Here is a 17,774-nt window from a genome sequence, read left to right as displayed (position 1 = left end):
AAAAAAGCCGTTCGCTGAGTGAACGGCTTTTTTGTTCTTTCTCAGGGCTGGACTTTTTCAGGGCTGGGCTTTCTCAAGGCTGACCGGTGTATTGCTTGACTCCGGGCGGGATAACAAACCAGTCCTGCTTTTCACTGACCCAGGCATGGGCGCTCGGCTCAATGATACGGGTATCTTCCAGGTTGCTGGGCTTGAGCTTGATGCTCTGCGGCTCCGCCGGGTTATAGTGATAGATACGATTGCCGCAACGACCACAAAACTTGGCGGCGCTGATATTGCCGCTGGCCGAACCACGCTGCCAATGGCTCAGTTCGCCACTGAATTCTATATCTTCGGCTCTGACAATCGCCGTAATGCTGAAGGCACTGGTGGACAGCTTCTGGCATTCCTTGCAGTGGCAGGCCACCACCATCTGCGGCGGCGCCAACAAGCGATAACTGACAGCGCCGCACTGGCAACTGCCCTTGATGGGATAACGAATAGCTTCCATAGCTTTTATCATCTTATCTTAGAAAAACACCCGCCATTTGGCGGGTGTTATCAAAGGGTTCAGTCTACCAGACCTCGGCGCTTGAGCAGCGCATCCACTGTGGGTTTCTGGCCGCGGAACTGGATGTAGTCCTGCATCAGATCCTCACTGTTCCCCTTGGAGAGAATTGCCTGACGATACTTGTCACCATTGGCTCGTTTGAGGCCGCCTTCTGCCATGGTATGGGCAAAGGCGTCGGCAGCGAACACTTCGGTCCACAGGTAAGCATAATATCCGGCCGAGTAACCACCACCGAATACATGGCTGAAATAAGTCGACTGGTAACGCGGCAACACAGGCGCGTAATCCAGGCCGTGCTTGGCGCGGGCCTTGGCTTCGAAGGATTTAACGTCCGCCACTTGTTCACCGGCCTTGAGGGAGTGCCACTCCATATCAAGCAGCGCTGCGGCCAGATACTCTACCGTGTCATAGCCCTGGTTGAAGCTGGCCGCTGCTCGCACTTTTTCCAGCAAGGCTTGCGGAATCGGCTCGCCGGTTTTGTAGTGCTTGGCATAGTGAGCCAAAACATCCGGATCTGTGGCCCAATCCTCGTTGGCCTGGGAGGGGAACTCAACAAAGTCCCTCGGGGTAGCAGTACCAGCCAGGCTTGGGTATTTCACCTGCGAGAACAAACCGTGAATGCCGTGGCCAAACTCATGGAACATGGTGGTCACTTCATCAAAGGTCATCAGCGTAGGCTGACCTTCGGCTGGTTTGGGAATATTGAGCGCGTTATAGACCACAGGTTTGTTATCCAAAAGGAAACTCTGGGTCACCAACTCATCCATCCAGGCGCCACCGCTCTTGCCCACTCTGGCGTAAGGGTCCAGATAGAAAAGCCCGATGGAGCTGCCGTCTTCGTTGAATACTTCCCAGGCGCGGACATCCTCCTGCCATACCGGCAGATCCTTACGCTCTTTCATCGTGATGCCGTAGAACTTCTGCATGGCGTAGAACATGCCGTCATTCAGCACGGTATTGAATTCGAAGTAGGGCTTGATCTGGCTCTCATCCAGATCGTATTTGGCCTTGCGAACCTGCTCGGCATAGAAGGCCCAATCCCATGGCTGCAGCTCAAAGTCGGCACCACTAGCCTTGATTTGCGCCTGGATATCCTTGCCTTCAGCCTTAGCCTTGGCAACGGCCTTGGGTGCCAGGTCATCCAAAATGGCAAATACCGCATCCGGATTAGCAGCCATCTGATCGGCCAGTACATAGTCAGCCCAGGTTTCATAACCCAGCAGTTTGGCCTTTTCGGCGCGCAACTGTGCCTGCTTGAGTACGATAGGACCATTGCTGGCCATGGCACGATTGGCCGAAGTCTGCCAAATTTTCTCTCTCAGGCCTCTGTCCTCCAGGCTCGACAGCAGTGGCTGGCGGGTAGTATTCACCAGGCTTATCAGGTAGCCCTCTTTACCCGCTTCCTTGGCGGCGTTGGCCAGGGCGCCTATCTCATCCTCACTCAAGCCTTTGAGCTGCGCCTTATCGGTCACCAGGATCACATCATCCTTGAACGACTTGAGAATGTTTTGCGAAAACTCGGTCGACAATGTAGCCAGCTCACCGTTGAGCTCACGCATTTGGGTCTTGTCGGCTTCGCTCAATTTGGCGCCGGCACGAACGAATTGATTGTAATAGAAGTCCACCAGGCGTTGATCTTGCGCGCTCAGACTATCTTTATGGTGGTAGACGGCTTCAACCCGGGCAAACAACTTGGGATTGAGGAAAATATTGTCGCTGTGCTCTGTAAGCTTGGGAACGATTTCCCCTTGAATGGCTTGAAGCTCATCATTGGAAAGCAAGCTCACCATACTGAAAAACACTCTTGTTGTGCGGTTGAGAAGAGCGCCGCTCTTTTCCATCGCCACTATAGTGTTATCAAACGAAGCGGCTTCGCTGTTGTTGATTATACTGGCGATCTGCTGCTTGTGTTCCTTGAGCCCGGCTTCAAAGGCCGGCAGATAGTCTGCTGTCTTTATCTTGTCGAACTGCGGCGCATGATATTGCAGCGGACTTGGGCTGAGCAGCACATTGCTTGCGGTTTGCTCAGCACTTTTTGCCTCTGGCATACTTTGACTCACTTGTTTTACCTGGGTATTGCTGACAGTTTCTTTGGTTTGCTGTTCGGCACAGGCGCTCAGCACCAGTGCAGCGCCTATGGCGGTGGCGATTAATGTCTTACGCATCTTGACTCCATTAACGGCAGGCTATTGCTTAGGGAGGGTACGAATCAGTCCTCATGGCATTCTGCATAGGACTTGTTCGCACCTTCCATTGTTATAATTTGCTACCCGGGACACCTGTCTCGGCGGGGCAACAGCCCTGTTGATTCCCGCCCCTACCTTAACAACTCTTCCGCTCTTTGGACAATGACTTAACTGTAAGAAATTCTGCTCACTTACCGTCAATTCGATATGAATGCGCATGCGTCCCGCCGATAGCTCAGGCTTATCTGTTTAGGCAAGAAAAGTGTGCGCCTGCCACAGCATCGGGTGGCACCGGTCTGCTCAATGTCACAAATTGTCACTGGTTTTTACCGTCCAATGTCACATAAATGTCTTCGCCTTTGGCTATACTGCGCCTCGCCTAACCAGGTTAATCATATGATTAACAACAGGTTGACAAGGTGATGGCGGGAAAGTCTCCCGGGGTCAATAATAAAAACCAAGAGTAGTAAACAATGCAAACCAAGACATTAATCACACTGGCGATTGCCGCCGCACTGGGACTCAGTGCCTGTAACAGCGACGACAATGATGAACCAACGGTCAGCGTAAATCTGCGGGTATTGGAAACCACAGATCTGCACACCAACATCATGGATTACAACTATTACAGCGGCAAGGAAGACCCCACTATAGGTCTGGCCCGTACCGCCAGCCTGATCCATGCCGCCCGCAAAGAAGTCACCAACACTGTATTGGTCGATAATGGCGATCTGCTGCAGGGCAGCCCTATGGGCGACTATATGGCCAAAGTGGGTATCGCCGATGGTGAAGTGCACCCCGCCTACAAGGCGATGAACCTGCTTGATTATGCCGTGGGTAACATAGGCAACCACGAATTCAACTACGGCCTGGATTTTCTGGAAAAATCCCTCGCCGGTGCCCAGTTCCCCTATATCAACGCCAACGTTTATTGTGATGCCGATGATTGCTGGAACGGGATCAAAAAAGGTGACAACCTGTTTACCCCATACCTTATCAAGGAAACCGAGGTTAAGGACACTGACGGCAACAGCCACAAGCTCAAGATTGGTTATATAGGTTTTGTGCCTCCGCAAATTATGCTGTGGGACAAGCAGAACCTCACCGGCAAGGTACGTGCCGAGAGCATAGTGGAGAGCGCCAAGAAATTTGTGCCGCAAATGAAGGCTGAAGGCGCCGATATCATTATCGCCATTCCGCACTCAGGCATTGGCTCCACCGAAAACCCAGGCGATCCTGCTGCCGAAAACGCCACCTATGCCCTCACCTATGTCGACGGCATTGATGCCATCATGTTCGGCCACAGCCACTCCATCTTCCCCGATGCCCGCTATGGCGACTTGCCCAACACAGATGTGGAAAAAGGCCTGCTTAACGGTGTCCCCGCCGTGATGCCGGGTCGCTGGGGCGACAACATGGGCCTGGTCGACTTCAAACTGCAGCTTAAAGACGGCAAATGGACAGTGCTCTCGGCCCGCACCGAGGCACGCCCCATCTATGACGGCACCAACAAGACGCCTCTAGTGGAAGCCGATAAGGACATTCACGACGCGGTTGAGCTGGAACACCAGGGCACTATGGACTTTGTCGAGCAGCCAATCGGGGTCGCCGCCGCCGACATGTTCAGTTTCCTGACGCTGGTGCAGGACGACCCGACTGTGCAAATTGTCTCCGACGCCCAGATAGCCAACGTCAAGGCCAAACTGCCGGAAGCACTCAAGTCATTGCCGGTGCTCTCTGCAGCCGCGCCGTTCAAGGCCGGTGGCCGTCACAGCACCACCAGTGATGCCGATCAGTATGTGATGGTGGACAAAGGGCCGCTGACCTTCAAGAACGCCGCCGATCTCTATCTCTACCCCAACACTATGGTGGCGGTTAAGCTAAACGGCGCTGAGCTGAAAGACTGGCTCGAGTGTTCGGCCAACCAGTTTAACCAAATAGATCCAGCCAGCACTGAGCCGCAAGAGCTGGTGAACTATAACCACCCCACCTATAACTTTGATGTTATTGATGGCGTGACCTACAAGATAGACGTGACTCAACCGAGCAAATTCGACGCCGATTGTGCTCTGGTCAATGCCGATGCTTCGCGGATTATAGATCTGGCTTTCACCGACAACGAAGGCACTGTTTATACAGGTGAAACCCTGGCGGCCAAGGAGTTTATCGTCGCCTCCAACAACTACCGCGCCTTTGGCGGAAAGTTTGCCGGCACCGGCAGCGAGCACGTGGTACTGGAACTGCCGGACACCAACCGTGAAGCTCTGGCGGCTTACATCACAGAGCAATCCAAGTACAATCCTGAAACCGACAAGTATGACGCCATGGTTAACCCCACGGCCGACTATAACTGGGACTTCAGGAATATAGATACGAATGTTGCTCTGGACATCCGCTTTGTCACCCAGGACAGTGACAAGGCCGCCAACTTCATCCAGGCCAACCAGCAAAGGACCATGACCAAGCTGAGTACCGATGAACTGGGCTTTGCCGTCTACCGCATAGATCTCAAGCCTGCCCAATAAGGCTGTCAGCTGAGACATAAAACGAACCAAGCGCCCTCAGGGGCGCTTTTTATGTTTCTTCACAGATTAAACTTGCCATGATTTAAGCCTTTGACAATGTTATAAAGTAAGTACAGTAAAACACCAGACTCACTCAGCCGTCACGACGGCAAGATTGCAGGAAATCTTTTATGTCTTCGATACCCGCGCCCTTCTCCCAAGCCTGTGAAAACAACCGCGAACCGATACTCAGGATTCTCAAACAGGCATTCTCAGGCTGCCGCAGGGTATTGGAGATAGGCAGTGGTACCGGTCAGCACTCGGTCTACTTTGCCCCAGAGTTACCGCACCTGGTGTGGCAATGCAGCGATCAACCCCAGTATCTTGATGGGATCCGCGCCTGGCATAGCAAACTCCCGGCGAGTAATCTGGCCGAGGTGATCACTCTGGAGGTGTGTTCCCCCTGGCCGCAGGCGGCAACTGAGCCGGCACCGGATGCCATCTATAGCGCCAATACTGCGCATATCATGAGTCAACCCATGGTAGAGGCGATGTTTGCCGGCATAGGCAGAGTATTGCAAAGCGGCGGCCGTTTCTGCCTCTATGGCCCCTTCAACTACCGAGGCGATTACAGCAGCGACTCCAACCGGGTGTTCGATGCCATGTTAAGGCAGCGCGATCCGCAAAGCGGCATTCGCGATCAGGAGTGGATCCTGATGCTGGCCGCAGCCCAGGGGCTTGAGCTTTGTCAGGATCATGCCATGCCCGCCAACAACCGCCTGCTGGAGTTTATTCGTAAAACGGTTCGCTAACGGAGGCAAAGTGATGGGCAAAACAAATGTTTTGCCTGAAAAGTCCAGGCGCTATCTGCCTCTGAAACGCCTTTGGTTTTTACACGGCTTTGGCGTAGAGAAACAGATCTGTGGCCTTGACTTCGCCCTGCTCCAGATAGGGTTTACGCAGACTATCAATAAGCTCAAACCCGGCCGCGGCCAACTCACTGACGAAAAACACTTCGGGATAATAGTGGATAAAGACCCTGTCTCCGGAACTGGAGCTTTGATAGCCGGACGCTTGATAGTCATCCTCCATCGAGGCCAGATACAGGAGCCCGCCGTCATTCAGTAGCGCACGGCAGTCTTGCAGTAAGGCCATCACGTCCTGACGTTCAAGATAAGGCGTGACGAAGAGCAGAAGTATTGCATCAAAACCCTCTGGCGTGTCTAAGTCTTCTAGGTCATCAAGGGTATTAGAGCCATCAGAAACCCCAATACTTACGGGCGCAGCAGTGTTTTCAGGCACATCAAGGGGGGCGATAGCCTGCACGGCATCAGTTTCAAGCAGCGACGTCAGACAACCAAGCTTGCGGCTATCCAGCCGATAAAAACGTCCCTCGGGCAACAATTCACCGGCAAGCGCCACCATGGCCGGCGCCGCATCTATACCCACTATCTCGAGCTCAGGCACCCTGTCTACCAACGTGCCGCTGACATGCCCTGGGCCACAGCCTATATCCAGTAACCGCAGGCGCCGCCCGGCACAGGCCTGATACTGCTTCAGCAAAGAGGCGAATCGGTTATGGGCCGAGTCATAACAATCGTTGCCGGCAAACTTATCCCGATAGGAAAGCGCCATTTTGTCAAAGGTTGCCACGGTTTCCCGGTACTTATCCATTGTGCTTCTCTCCCTGCACCATCAAGAGTCGAGGCTCAGCATACTGACTGGCACAAAAAAAAGCCAACCTCAAGGGTTGGCTTTATCAGAGAGGACTTATTCGCACCTTCCCTTATCAAGGATGGCAGACGTTATGCAGCTCCAGGTTGGTACCTATATCCTTGTTGCGGTTGGCCTTGGCATCGTCGTTACGCAGCTGGGTCAGATGATCCAGATAGGCCTGATCCACATCCTTGGTGATGTAGTGACCATCAAACACTGAGGTTTCAAAGCGCTTGATATCCGGGTTTTCCATTCGCACCGCTTCCACCAGATCGCTCAGATCCTGGAAGATGATGCCATCTGCGCCAATGATACGGGCGATTTCATCGGCATCACGGCCATGAGCAATCAGCTCATTGGAGGTTGGCATGTCTATGCCGTAAACGTTGGGGAAGCGGATCTCAGGCGCAGCCGAGGCGAAATACACCTTCTTGGCGCCGGCTTCACGGGCCATCTCGATGATCTGCTCTGAGGTGGTACCACGCACTATGGAGTCGTCCACTAGCAGCACATTCTTATCCTTGAACTCGGCGCTGATGGCATTGAGCTTGCGTCTGACCGACTTCTTGCGCTCCTGCTGCCCAGGCATAATGAAGGTACGGCCGATATAGCGGTTCTTCACGAATCCCTGACGGTAAGGCAGATCCATGCCACGGGCAATTTCCAGGGCGATATCACAGGAGGTTTCCGGAATAGGGATCACCACATCGATATCATGGTCATACCATTCCTTACGGATCTTCTCACCCAGCTTGGCACCCATGTTGACCCGGCTGGCATAGACTGACACCTTGTCTATGGTGGAGTCCGGACGGGCAAAGTAAACGAATTCGAAGATACAAGGGGCATAACTTGGCGCTTCGGCGCACTGACGGGTAAACAACTCACCTTCCGTGGTGATATACACGGCTTCGCCGGGAGCCACATCGCGCATCACTTCGAAACCAACGGCATCCAGTGCCACACTCTCTGAGGCCACCATATACTCGGTCCCAGAGGCTGTCTCATGCTTACCAAGCACCAGAGGACGAATACCGAAAGGATCGCGAAATGCCACCAGGCCCTGACCAATAATCATAGCCACCACGGCGTAGGCACCGCGGGTATCGGCGTGCACCCGGGAAACGGCATCGAACACTTCATCCGGGCTCAAGGTCAGGCTGTCGGTTTTGTCCAGCTCATCGGCCAACAGGTTGAGCAGCACTTCAGAATCGGACGTGGTGTTCACATGGCGGCGCTTGTTGCGCAGCCCTTCGGCCAGTTGCAGTGTGTTGGTCAGGTTGCCGTTGTGCGCCAGAGAGATCCCGAAAGGAGAGTTCACATAAAACGGTTGGGCTTCAGAGGCACTGGAGCTGCCGGCGGTGGGATAACGCACATGGCCTATGCCGGCGTTGCCCTGCAGCCGCTGCATATGCTTGGGTTCAAATACGTCCTTGACCAGACCATTGGCCTTACGCAGGCGAAAGGCATTCTGATCGATAGTCACTATGCCTGCAGCATCCTGGCCACGGTGTTGAAGCACTGTCAGTGCATCATAGATGGTCTGATTGACCGCCGAGCGGCCAACGATTCCGACGATACCACACATGGGTAAGCTTCCTCATTGTAAGATGTTCTGATAATTGTATTTTTTATATTTTGGGTACAAAGCTTGAGGTATTTTCCAAGTAGTCAAAAAACCACTGGATAACCACCCCGAATTCGGGCACCAGTTGCGAACCCTGCCACCAATCGGTTTTGGGCGCGCCGGTAAAGGCATCCATAAAAAAGAGTATGGCACTGACTATCAATGCGCCGCGCAGCGCACCGAAACACAGGCCAAGAATTCTGTCCGTTCCCGAGAGCCCTGTCTTGGAGACCAACTGGCCTATCAAATAGTTCACCAAGGCCCCCACTATCAGGGTGACAACAAACAGGATGGCGATAGCAACCCCGTTTCGCAGCACCTCATCATTGATTTGGGTGATATGAACGGCAAGGTCTTGATAAAACTGGCTGGCGATGAAAAAAGCGGCGAACCAAACCACCAGCGACATGGCTTCTTTGGCAAAACCACGGATCAGACTGATAAGAGTCGATAATCCGATAACTATGATAATGGCGTAATCTATCCAAACCATGGGTAGAAGTATCCGGTGAAGATTTAAGTCGGCGGGATTCTACCAGAGAAGGCAAGCATTCTCACCCCCGGGGCGTAAATAATTGCTTGCCGACTCGGGGCAAACTGTCATCTTTCCTGTGGGTTATAGCGAACTACTTTACCCTTGAGTTTGGTCAGCTGTTCCACTTTCTGCTGTTGCTGTTTGATGCGTTCGCTGGAGACATCCGGACCGACAAACACCCGGGTCAATTTGCCGTCCACAGGCTTATCCGGCAAGGTATAGGCGCTGAATCCGGCCTTGCGCAATTTGGCCACCAGGGCTTTGACATTGGCCGCATTACTGAAGGCGCCGAGCTGTAAAGTCCAGGCCGCATCACTGGGTTTGGCCTTGGGTTCGGGAGTCTTTTTGGCCTCCTGCGGCTTGGATTGGGCGGTGTTGGAAACACTGTTTTCGGTAGCCTTCACCTCGGGAGCGGGTTCGACTTCAACCTGAGGCTCGTCTGTCTCCTGCGCCAAGTCTAGAGTCTCGGCGACATCCAGGGTTTGAAACTCCCCCGGCTCCGCCAATTGCGATTCGGTATCCGGCCGCAGCGGAATTTCAGTGAACTGCTCTTGCTGGCGCTCTTTCTTGCCATCGAGAATGTCAGGTAAAAAGATCACCCCCAAGGCGACCAATACTACGGTACCTACCAGACGGTTATGAAACTGAGTCGACAAAATATCTTCCTTCCAGTCAATAATGGAAGTTCTTGCAAAGGACTAGGGCCATTTGCTGCGAACCACGCCTTGCATCCAGGCCCGTAAGCCGACGCAGAGCACACATGGGACTTGTTCGCACCTTCCTTAGATAAGCGCTTTAAAGCCCGAAACAGTGTAAAAGGAGCCAAAGACAATTACCACATCTTCGGCGCCGAGTTTGGGTTTGAGGTATTGCCAGCAATCTTGCATCTGTTCAAATTCCCGGGCGTCACAGCCATCCGGCAGGGCTTTTCGCAAACGGCCGGCATCGGCACCACGCTCATTATGCAAGGTCACCAACAACCAGCTGTCTATGCTAGGCGCCAGCGCTTGCATTACGCCTTCGATATCCTTGTCCTTGAGCATACCGCAAACGCCATAGACTCGCCCCTTGGCCTGCAGTTCATCCAGCCTTTGCGCCAGATAGCGGGCCGCGTGGGGATTGTGCGCCACATCCAAAATAATCAGCGGCGCCTCGCAGATATGCTCCATTCTGCCGCTGAGCCTGGCACTGGCGAGCCCTGAGCAAATCGCCGCTTCGGAAAGCTCAGGCCAGAGTTGTTCCAGCGCCGCCAAGCTGGTGGCGGCATTGGGCAGAGGTAATTGCGGCCTGGGTAAGCCCTCAAACTGCCAGTGCTCACCGCAAAAATCCCAGCCAGTGCTGGTTTGCTTGTAGCAAAACGCCTGCCCTACCGCCTTGAGTAAGGCGCCCTTTTCATTGGCAACCTCAACCACGCTGGCAGGCATCTCGGCATCGCCCACTATCGCCGGGCGGTTGTGACGGAAGATGCCGGCCTTCTCACGGCCAACCAGTTCCCGGGTGTCACCAAGATACGCCTGATGATCAAGATCTATGGCGGTTACCACACTGACATCGGCATCTATGATATTGGTAGCATCCAGCCGGCCTCCCAGCCCCACTTCCAGAATAACCAGATCCAGCTTGGCCTGCTTGAACAGCAGTAATCCAGCCAGGGTGGCATATTCAAAGAAGGTCAGCGAGGTGTCGCCTCTGGCCGCCTCTATGGTTTCAAAGGCCGAAATAAAGTCGCTATCCGGCGCATCGACACCGTCTATCCGCACCCGCTCATTGTAATTGAGGATATGGGGCGAGCTGTAAACTCCGACCCGATAACCCGCCGCGCGCATGATCTGCTCCAGCATACGGCAAGTGCTGCCCTTGCCATTGGTACCGGCAACTGTGATCACCTTGGTGCTGCCCAGTGACTGCACCCCGAGCCTGGTGGCAACTTGGGTGACCCGCTCGAGCCCCATGTCGATTTCAGTCGGATGAATAGCCAGCAGGTAGTCCAGCCAAACTGACAAAGGAGCATCGGCTCCAGGTAGTGGCGGCAGATGAGCGGATGATTGCGACATTTGATTCTTCCCTTAAATCTTGATGTTGCCGCAAGCAAAAGCGTGGTGGCAACAGCATGCTAACGGTTTCAGTCCGGCATAAACAGTGGGCCCATGGCCAACTTGGGCAATTGATATTGCTCAGGATAGCTGACATGCACCAGATAGAGGCCATTGGGTTTGGCGGTGGGGGCAGCCTTGGTTCTGTCTTTAAGCTCCAGCAACTGTCCCAGCCAATCCAGCGGCTGATTGCCAAGCCCCACTTCCAGCAGCGAGCCGACAATATTACGCACCATATGATGCAAAAAGGCATTGGCTTCGATATCCACTATCACATACATGCCCTGGCGGGTCACACTGACTCTGTGCACATTGCGAAACGGGGTGCGCGACTGGCATTGGATCGCCCTGAAACTGGTGAAGTCGCGCTCACCCAGCAGATACTGAGCTGCCTGATGCATCTTCTGTTCGTCGAGGTCGCCGTGATAATGGCTGACGCCACCACGCAAAATACCGGGACGGAAATTGTGGTTGTAGATGATATATCGGTAGCGACGAGCAGTTGCCGAAAAGCGGGCATGAAAACTGTCGTCTACCTCTTTGGCCCAGCGCACCGCAATATTGTCCGGCAGATTGGCATTGACGCCCAGGGTCCAGGCGCCTTCTTTACGAATGGCAGAAGTATCAAAATGCACCACTTGCCCGGTGGCGTGTACCCCGGCATCGGTGCGACCGGCGCATTGCAGTGCTATCGGCTCATTGGCGACCAGAGACAAAGCTCGCTCCAACTGCCCCTGAACTGAATCCACTTCGGCCTGGCGCTGCCAACCATAATAGCCGCTGCCGTCATATTCGATACCCAACGCAATACGCATCTGTTTCTCCCCTGATCTCAAGGCGGCGAATTCTACCACAGAGCAGGCATTCGCCTCCAAGAAAAAGCCCGGACAATAAACGGACTGCATAAAAAACGGCGCCTGGGGCGCCGTTTGAGTATTGACTGAGCTCTAGCCCAAGGTTTTTATCAGGGCTGCGGCTTCCTCTTGCTGGCGAGCGTTACCATCAAGCTCCACCTCTTTAAGCAATGCCTTGGCGCTGTCTTTGTCATCGATTTCGATATAGGCCCGCGCCAAGTCCAGCTTGGCGTTGACAGAGTTTTCCTCATCATCGACGTCGACCATAGCGGCGGCGCCAACGAGGGAATCGAGTTCGCCCATATCCACGTCCAGTTCCTTGTAGGGGTCGGTATCACTGTTGCCTTCATCGGCTTCACTGAGCAGGCGCTCAATATCGATAAATCCGTTTTCCTTCTGGAAGGCGCTGAGATCGTGCTCCGGCACCATGCTGGAAGCGACCTTGCCCTTTTCTTTGGCATCGAGGGCTGCCAGCGCTTCATCCACTGTCAGTTTATGATCTTCGAGATCCAGCGAGTCATCATCATCCAGTTCAAGACTGAATTCTTCATCCACCTCGGCTTCGTTGACAACGTTTTCAGAGAAAGCGGCCAACAGATCATCGTCGCTCAGACTCTTATCACTGTCGTCACTATCCTGGGCCAGGCCGATATCCAGAGCCTGCTCGGTATCTGTTAGGCTGTCTTCAACTTCAACAGCCTGTTCCTGGCTTGAGAGCTCCTCTTGAGTCAAGAGCTCTTCTATGGCTGTAGGCTGTTGCTCTTCTTGCTCCGAGGGCTCTTCTTGCGCTGAAGGCTCTTCTTTCGCTGAAGGCTCTTCCTCAACCAAGAGCTCTTTGGGTGCAGAGGGCTCCCACTCAAGCATATGGGGATCATGGCTTTTGCCGCCGGCCTTGAGATCGTCGAAGAAGCCGGAATCCTTGTCGCTGCGTTGACCGCTTTGCAGCTCGTTATCGCTATCCCTGCTCTCATCGGCCAAAATATCGGTTTCATCAGGCTTCTTAGGCTCGTCCAAGTCCTCAGCCTGCGACAAGCCTGCCAGCATGGTATCCAATTCGGCATCGCTGCGCTCAGTGGCATCATCAGACTCAACCTCTGAGCTATCTTCCTCGTCTGTTTCAGCGATTGCCTCATCAGGGTTGTCTAGCGCAACAACATCATCCGCAAGCCCTGCCAACAAGGCGTCCAGATCTTCACTCTCTTCCTCAGCTTGAACCGGCTCTGCTGCTTGAGTCTCGACAGCTTCGTCCAAGTCATCGAAACCTGCCAGCAAGGCATCTATGTCTGCCTCTGTGTCGCTGGAGTCTACGGCAACCTTGTCATCTTCAAGCTCGGCGGCGATAACGTCGCTTAAGTCTTCCTCTTCAGAATTCAGTTCTACCGGCGAGTCGAATCCTGCGAGCAAAGCATCTATGTCCGCTTCTTCGCCCAGCTCGGTACCAGTTGAGTCATCCTCATCCAGCTCGGCGGCTATGGCAGCACTGAGATCTTCCTCGGCTTCAGCCCTACTATCGTCTTCAACTTGAGCACTGGCTTCAATTTGAGCACTGGCTTCAATTTGAGGTTCTGTGTCTTCTTTGACGTCAAACCCGGCCAGCAGCGCATCGATATCGGCTTCCTGTGTCTCATCCAGAGTCTCGTCAGCCTGCTCATCTTCGGCCAATTCGGCGGCGATAGCGGCACTGAGATCTTCATCCAGCTCTGCCTTCGCTTCTCTCTCTGAAATCACCTCTTTGTCTTGTTCAAAAGCAAACTCTTGATCGAGTTCTTGGCTAAAACCCTGTTCAAAAGCAGCAGTCACATCTTCCGGTAGGGTTTCACTCAGATCAGGCTCTGATGCTGGAACACTTTCGGCCTGCCAATCTTCAGGAATAACTTCCTGTTTATCGGTATCGTCCAAGCCAGCCAGCAATGAGTCCAAGTCTTCCTCGCCAGCATCTTCCTGCTCACCGGCCTCTTGTTCACCCATAGCTTCAGCCCAGAGATCATCGAGCGACTGACCTTCATCTTCAGCCTCTTGGCTGGTATCCCCTTCGCCTGAGTCGATGAACATCTCCTGCGCCATATCCATCTGCTCGTTGTCACTCTCAACTTCCGGCTCAGGCTGCAGCGCTGAGCTGTCGACATCCAGCAATGAATCAATGGAATCGTCCGGATCATCGTCCAGACGCACGGCCAGTTCATCGTTGGCGTTTGCCATCTCGGCCGTGGCCGCGCCGGCAACAGCTGCGGCTGCCATTGGGGCAGCATCTGTCTGTGGCGCTTGACCATTAGCCTGCTTACGCTTGCGGCGCAACATGCTCCACAGCAGCAACAACAACAATACCGCGGGTACTGCGGCAGCCAGCACCAACAATAATGGGTTATCCATCAAACTGCGCCAGAGGTCGTCCGGCTCATTCGCCGTAGCATTGGCGACTTGAAGCTGCTGTTTGAGATCAGCATTTTCGGCCTTGAGTTGCTGTTCCTGTTTTTTACTGGCCTGTAGTGACTCTTCCAATACCGATAGACGCTGATTCAGCTCATCAATTTGCGCCTGCAGCCCTTGGTTATCCGTATTGGCCACCAAGAGTTGATCCTGAGCACGCCCCAGCTCATCGGTCAGACTCAGGTTGCGGCTCTGCAATGCTTCAATGCTGTTATCGTCTGCCGTTTCTTGGGTTGCTTCTGTTACTGTATTTGAGGATTTAGTAGAAGCCACTTGAGTGGGTTCAGTGGATGACTCACTGACTTTGGGCTGCTCACTGTTATCCTTGACACTTGTACTCACCTTGGATGGCTGCGTCGCAGGTTGAGGTTGGGTGGCCGTCGTTGGCTCTTTTACGGCTTGGCTTGAACGCTCTGGGGCTTTAGCGGTTTCAGTTTTGCCATTATCTGCTTTTAGCGGCTTACCGGAAGACCAGCGCTTATCATCCTGTTCGGCGCGAGCTCTGGCCATACTCAAAGGAATAGCCTGCATCACCTCCTTGGAAGGGATAAGCAGTATCATACCCCGTTCGAGGCTGTTGTAGTTATTGGATGAGAAAGCGTGCGGGTTGGCTTCAAAAATCGCGGCCATGACCTGATAGATACTGACACTGGGATCCGGTCTGACTTTCTGGGCAATACTCCAAAAGGTGTCCGATGTTGTCGTCGGGCCATACTGGCGCACCTGCTGGCGCACTTGACCGTCGGGACCGGTAATTTTCAGGCCTTCTGCATGGGCGGGTTCTATAAGACTACTTGGGTTCAGGGCAAAAAAAGCGGCCATCAGGCCAACAAGATATGAAGTGCGAAAGTTCATCCATTCTTCCCTTTCAAGCGCTGGTTTCGCCGGCTGACGACTGGCTTTAGGCATTTGTATTTATTGAGATTACTATAAACCAGAAATGTCCGCCCTGCTACTGTTCACATTTGCAAAACAAAAAAAGCCTGCAAACTGCAGGCTTTTTCAACAGAAACAAAGCGTTTAGGAAAAGTGCTTCCAGCCTTGCATGTAAGTCTGAAAGCACAGGCAGAGCCCTCGTGGGACTGACTCGCACCTTCTTTAGAGATAGTCGCGGATCAGGATCTCACCTATCTGTACACTGTTGAGCGCCGCGCCCTTACGGATATTGTCAGAGACCACCCAAAGATCTATACCCAGATCGTGGGAGATATCCTTGCGCACCCGGCCGACATACACAGGATCACTACCGGCGCCTTCAGTAACAGCTGTCGGATAATCGTCATCATCTTCAAACAGCACCACGCCTTCGGCATCCCGCAACACTGCCTTGACTTCGGCAGCATCAACCGGCTGCAGCGTCTCGATGTGAATCGCTTCCGAGTGTCCATAGAACACAGGGACCCGCACCGCAGTAGGGTTCACCAGAACTTCGCTGTCGCCGAGGATCTTATGGGTCTCCCAAACCATCTTCATCTCTTCTTTGGTGTAGCCATTTTCCATAAACCTGTCTATGTGCGGCAACACGTTGAAAGCTATCTGCTTATCATAAACCTTGGGCTCTGAAGGCAAGCCTTGCAACAACTTGGCAGATTGACCCGCCAGCTCTTCAATCGCCTTTTTACCTGTACCGGAAACCGACTGATACGTGGCCACATTGATACGGCTGATCCCAAAGGCATCATAGATAGGCTTGAGCGCCACCAACATCTGAATCGTCGAGCAGTTGGGGTTGGCAATAATATTCCGGTTACGGAAGTCGGCAATCGCCTGCGGATTGACCTCTGGAATAACCAATGGAATATCCAGGTCGTAACGGAAGTGAGAGGTGTTATCTATCACCACACAACCGGCATCGGCCGCAATTGGCGCCCATTTCGCCGAGACGTCACCGCCGGCAGAGAAGAAGCCTATCTGCGCCTGAGTCCAGTCGAAGCTTTCTACATCGAGGATCTCCACCTGTTTACCGTGAAAACTCACGGTTTCACCGGCGCTGCGACTACTGGCCAGTGGAAACAGATTCGCCACCGGGAAGTTACGCTCCTCGAGGATTTCTATCATGGTTTGACCCACGGCTCCTGAAGCACCCAATACGACAACGTTAAATTCCTGCGACATTTACAGACCGACTCCTGAAAAACCTAAATGAGACAACCAATCTACCCCAGAACCGCCGACATTTGAAAGAGTCAAAGCACTGAATTCTCGCCTATGGCGGTGATTTTTTCTCATGTCATCAAAACCTGTGGGGTTTTTCAGCATTTTCCGGAATTTTTCATCGTCATCACGCAGATCATAAATAAATCGGCACAAGAACAATAATGCCTTTTCATCGGGCGAACTACTGATATCGAGCCGGGAGCTCCAACGCTCAGGCAATAACGCCACAAGCGACTTGTCCGCCAGGCGGTTGAGTATCGCCATCAAGGACTGATATAACATGAAAGTGCCCCGGGCCTTGCCCTCCAGGCTGTAACCGGCAATATGCGGTGTAGCAAACTCCACCAGAGGCACCAGCTCCAGCATGGGATTAGGCTCCCCTTGCCAAACATCCAGCACTAACTTGAGATCCGGTCGCTTGGCCTTGACCCGGATCAGCGCGCGATTATCTATCACTTCACCGCGGCAACAGTTAAGCAACCAGCAGCCGGGTTTCAGCGTTTCCAGTCGCTGCTCGTCAAACAGATACCAAGTAGGATGCTCGCCATCCCGGGTCAGAGGTACGTGCAGACTAATGATATCGGCACCGGCAATCAGTTCATCCAGGCCAACAAAGCGGCGGCTGTCGCCGGCCTCGGCCAGTAAGGGATCGCAGAGCAAGGTATTAATTCCGTATGCCTCCAGGCAGCGCGCCAGTGCCGAGCCTGTGTTACCGGCACCGACTATGCCAACGGTTTTGCCCTTAAGCTGAGTGTCAAATCTGTTGGCCAGCTCCAACATGGCGATAAAAGCATACTCGCCAACCGCGATGGCATTGCATCCGGGTGCGTTGAAAAAGGGGATGTTGCGGGACGCCAGATAAGCCTTGTCCACATGATCTGTCCCTATGGTGGCACTGCCGACAAACTTAAGTTTATGTGCGCCTGCCAGCAGTGCCTCATTGACCTTGGTGACCGAGCGCACCAGCAAAACATCGGCGTCGGCTACTGTGGCCGCATCCAGATGACGGCCATCGACGGCTACTATCTCCCCCAGCTCGGCAAACAAGGGCTGCACATAGGGCATGTTTTCATCAACCACCAACTTCATCGACTTTCCTGCTCTGTTGTGGATTAAACCGCTATT

The 17,774-nt window shown here is 53.5% G+C and carries 13 protein-coding genes; 2 read left to right on the top strand and 11 right to left on the bottom strand.

All coding sequences use genetic code 11. From position 1 onward, the window contains the following. Positions 1 to 73: 73 nt before the first annotated feature. Both AYI96_RS00825 and AYI96_RS00820 read right to left on the bottom strand, forming a co-directional pair. The gene (locus AYI96_RS00825) at positions 74 to 490 is read right to left on the bottom strand and encodes a GFA family protein (protein ID WP_186299981.1); all 417 of its coding nucleotides are present in this window, start codon (positions 488 to 490) and stop codon (positions 74 to 76) included. A gap of 59 nt (positions 491 to 549) precedes the next feature. Then, positions 550 to 2,715, bottom strand: coding sequence for a M3 family metallopeptidase (locus AYI96_RS00820; RefSeq protein WP_144360797.1), 2,166 nt, complete (start codon positions 2,713 to 2,715; stop codon positions 550 to 552). Positions 2,716 to 3,209: 494 nt separating this feature from the next. Between AYI96_RS00820 and AYI96_RS00815 the strand changes: the two genes are divergently transcribed. Beyond that, positions 3,210 to 5,261: a bifunctional 2',3'-cyclic-nucleotide 2'-phosphodiesterase/3'-nucleotidase gene (locus AYI96_RS00815; RefSeq protein WP_039033437.1), complete on the top strand. Its 2,052-nt coding sequence runs from the start codon at positions 3,210 to 3,212 to the stop codon at positions 5,259 to 5,261. 170 nt (positions 5,262 to 5,431) lie between these two features. Continuing rightward, positions 5,432 to 6,052, top strand: a complete 621-nt coding sequence (locus tag AYI96_RS00810) for a DUF938 domain-containing protein (RefSeq protein ID WP_071475892.1) — start codon at positions 5,432 to 5,434, stop codon at positions 6,050 to 6,052. Positions 6,053 to 6,131: 79 nt separating this feature from the next. Here the strand turns inward: AYI96_RS00810 and AYI96_RS00805 are convergent, their stop codons facing one another. The 9 genes from AYI96_RS00805 to AYI96_RS00765 form a co-directional block, all read right to left on the bottom strand. Further along, positions 6,132 to 6,914 (bottom strand): class I SAM-dependent methyltransferase, encoded by a 783-nt coding sequence (locus tag AYI96_RS00805; protein WP_144360796.1) that lies wholly within the window; start codon positions 6,912 to 6,914, stop codon positions 6,132 to 6,134. Positions 6,915 to 7,029: 115 nt separating this feature from the next. Beyond that, positions 7,030 to 8,544 carry an amidophosphoribosyltransferase gene (gene purF / locus AYI96_RS00800; RefSeq protein ID WP_039033440.1) on the bottom strand — a complete coding sequence of 505 codons (1,515 nt, stop codon included), beginning with the start codon at positions 8,542 to 8,544 and terminating at the stop codon, positions 7,030 to 7,032. A 43-nt stretch (positions 8,545 to 8,587) separates the two neighbouring features. Then, positions 8,588 to 9,076, bottom strand: coding sequence for a CvpA family protein (locus tag AYI96_RS00795; protein WP_025010464.1), 489 nt, complete (start codon positions 9,074 to 9,076; stop codon positions 8,588 to 8,590). A gap of 107 nt (positions 9,077 to 9,183) precedes the next feature. Continuing rightward, positions 9,184 to 9,774 carry an SPOR domain-containing protein gene (locus AYI96_RS00790; protein WP_071475894.1) on the bottom strand — a complete coding sequence of 197 codons (591 nt, stop codon included), beginning with the start codon at positions 9,772 to 9,774 and terminating at the stop codon, positions 9,184 to 9,186. A gap of 126 nt (positions 9,775 to 9,900) precedes the next feature. Next, on the bottom strand, positions 9,901 to 11,172 hold the full coding sequence (gene folC / locus AYI96_RS00785; protein ID WP_144360795.1) for a bifunctional tetrahydrofolate synthase/dihydrofolate synthase: 1,272 nt from the start codon (positions 11,170 to 11,172) through the stop codon (positions 9,901 to 9,903). Between the two features lie 68 nt (positions 11,173 to 11,240). Beyond that, entirely contained in the window at positions 11,241 to 12,026 is a 786-nt protein-coding gene (gene truA, locus AYI96_RS00780) for a tRNA pseudouridine(38-40) synthase TruA (protein ID WP_101096814.1), read from the bottom strand. Between the two features lie 132 nt (positions 12,027 to 12,158). Continuing rightward, positions 12,159 to 15,347, bottom strand: a complete 3,189-nt coding sequence (locus tag AYI96_RS00775; protein ID WP_144360794.1) for a FimV/HubP family polar landmark protein — start codon at positions 15,345 to 15,347, stop codon at positions 12,159 to 12,161. A 243-nt stretch (positions 15,348 to 15,590) separates the two neighbouring features. Next, positions 15,591 to 16,607, bottom strand: coding sequence for an aspartate-semialdehyde dehydrogenase (locus tag AYI96_RS00770; RefSeq protein ID WP_039033444.1), 1,017 nt, complete (start codon positions 16,605 to 16,607; stop codon positions 15,591 to 15,593). Beyond that, complete coding sequence (locus tag AYI96_RS00765; RefSeq protein ID WP_144360793.1) at positions 16,608 to 17,738, bottom strand: 4-phosphoerythronate dehydrogenase; 1,131 nt, start codon at positions 17,736 to 17,738, stop codon at positions 16,608 to 16,610. It lies immediately after the preceding gene. Between the last annotated feature and the right edge of the window lie 36 nt (positions 17,739 to 17,774).

Origin of the sequence: Shewanella sp. MSW, assembly GCF_007636515.1 — a bacterium.
GTDB lineage: Bacteria > Pseudomonadota > Gammaproteobacteria > Enterobacterales > Shewanellaceae > Shewanella > Shewanella indica.
The sequence above is the reverse complement of the archived record's forward strand: the minus strand, read 5'-3'. Positions and strand labels throughout refer to the sequence as shown.

Excerpts from the sequence above, each read along its gene's own strand:
- AYI96_RS00825 (WP_186299981.1), bottom strand. The coding sequence starts at position 490 with ATGGAAGCTATTCGTTATCCCATCAAGGGCAGTTGCCAGTGCGGCGCT.
- AYI96_RS00820 (WP_144360797.1), bottom strand. The coding sequence starts at position 2,715 with ATGCGTAAGACATTAATCGCCACCGCCATAGGCGCTGCACTGGTGCTG.
- AYI96_RS00815 (WP_039033437.1), top strand. The coding sequence starts at position 3,210 with ATGCAAACCAAGACATTAATCACACTGGCGATTGCCGCCGCACTGGGA.
- AYI96_RS00810 (WP_071475892.1), top strand. The coding sequence starts at position 5,432 with ATGTCTTCGATACCCGCGCCCTTCTCCCAAGCCTGTGAAAACAACCGC.
- AYI96_RS00805 (WP_144360796.1), bottom strand. The coding sequence starts at position 6,914 with ATGGATAAGTACCGGGAAACCGTGGCAACCTTTGACAAAATGGCGCTT.
- purF (WP_039033440.1), bottom strand. The coding sequence starts at position 8,544 with ATGTGTGGTATCGTCGGAATCGTTGGCCGCTCGGCGGTCAATCAGACC.
- AYI96_RS00795 (WP_025010464.1), bottom strand. The coding sequence starts at position 9,076 with ATGGTTTGGATAGATTACGCCATTATCATAGTTATCGGATTATCGACT.
- folC (WP_144360795.1), bottom strand. The coding sequence starts at position 11,172 with ATGTCGCAATCATCCGCTCATCTGCCGCCACTACCTGGAGCCGATGCT.
- truA (WP_101096814.1), bottom strand. The coding sequence starts at position 12,026 with ATGCGTATTGCGTTGGGTATCGAATATGACGGCAGCGGCTATTATGGT.
- AYI96_RS00775 (WP_144360794.1), bottom strand. The coding sequence starts at position 15,347 with ATGAACTTTCGCACTTCATATCTTGTTGGCCTGATGGCCGCTTTTTTT.
- AYI96_RS00770 (WP_039033444.1), bottom strand. The coding sequence starts at position 16,607 with ATGTCGCAGGAATTTAACGTTGTCGTATTGGGTGCTTCAGGAGCCGTG.
- AYI96_RS00765 (WP_144360793.1), bottom strand. The coding sequence starts at position 17,738 with ATGAAGTTGGTGGTTGATGAAAACATGCCCTATGTGCAGCCCTTGTTT.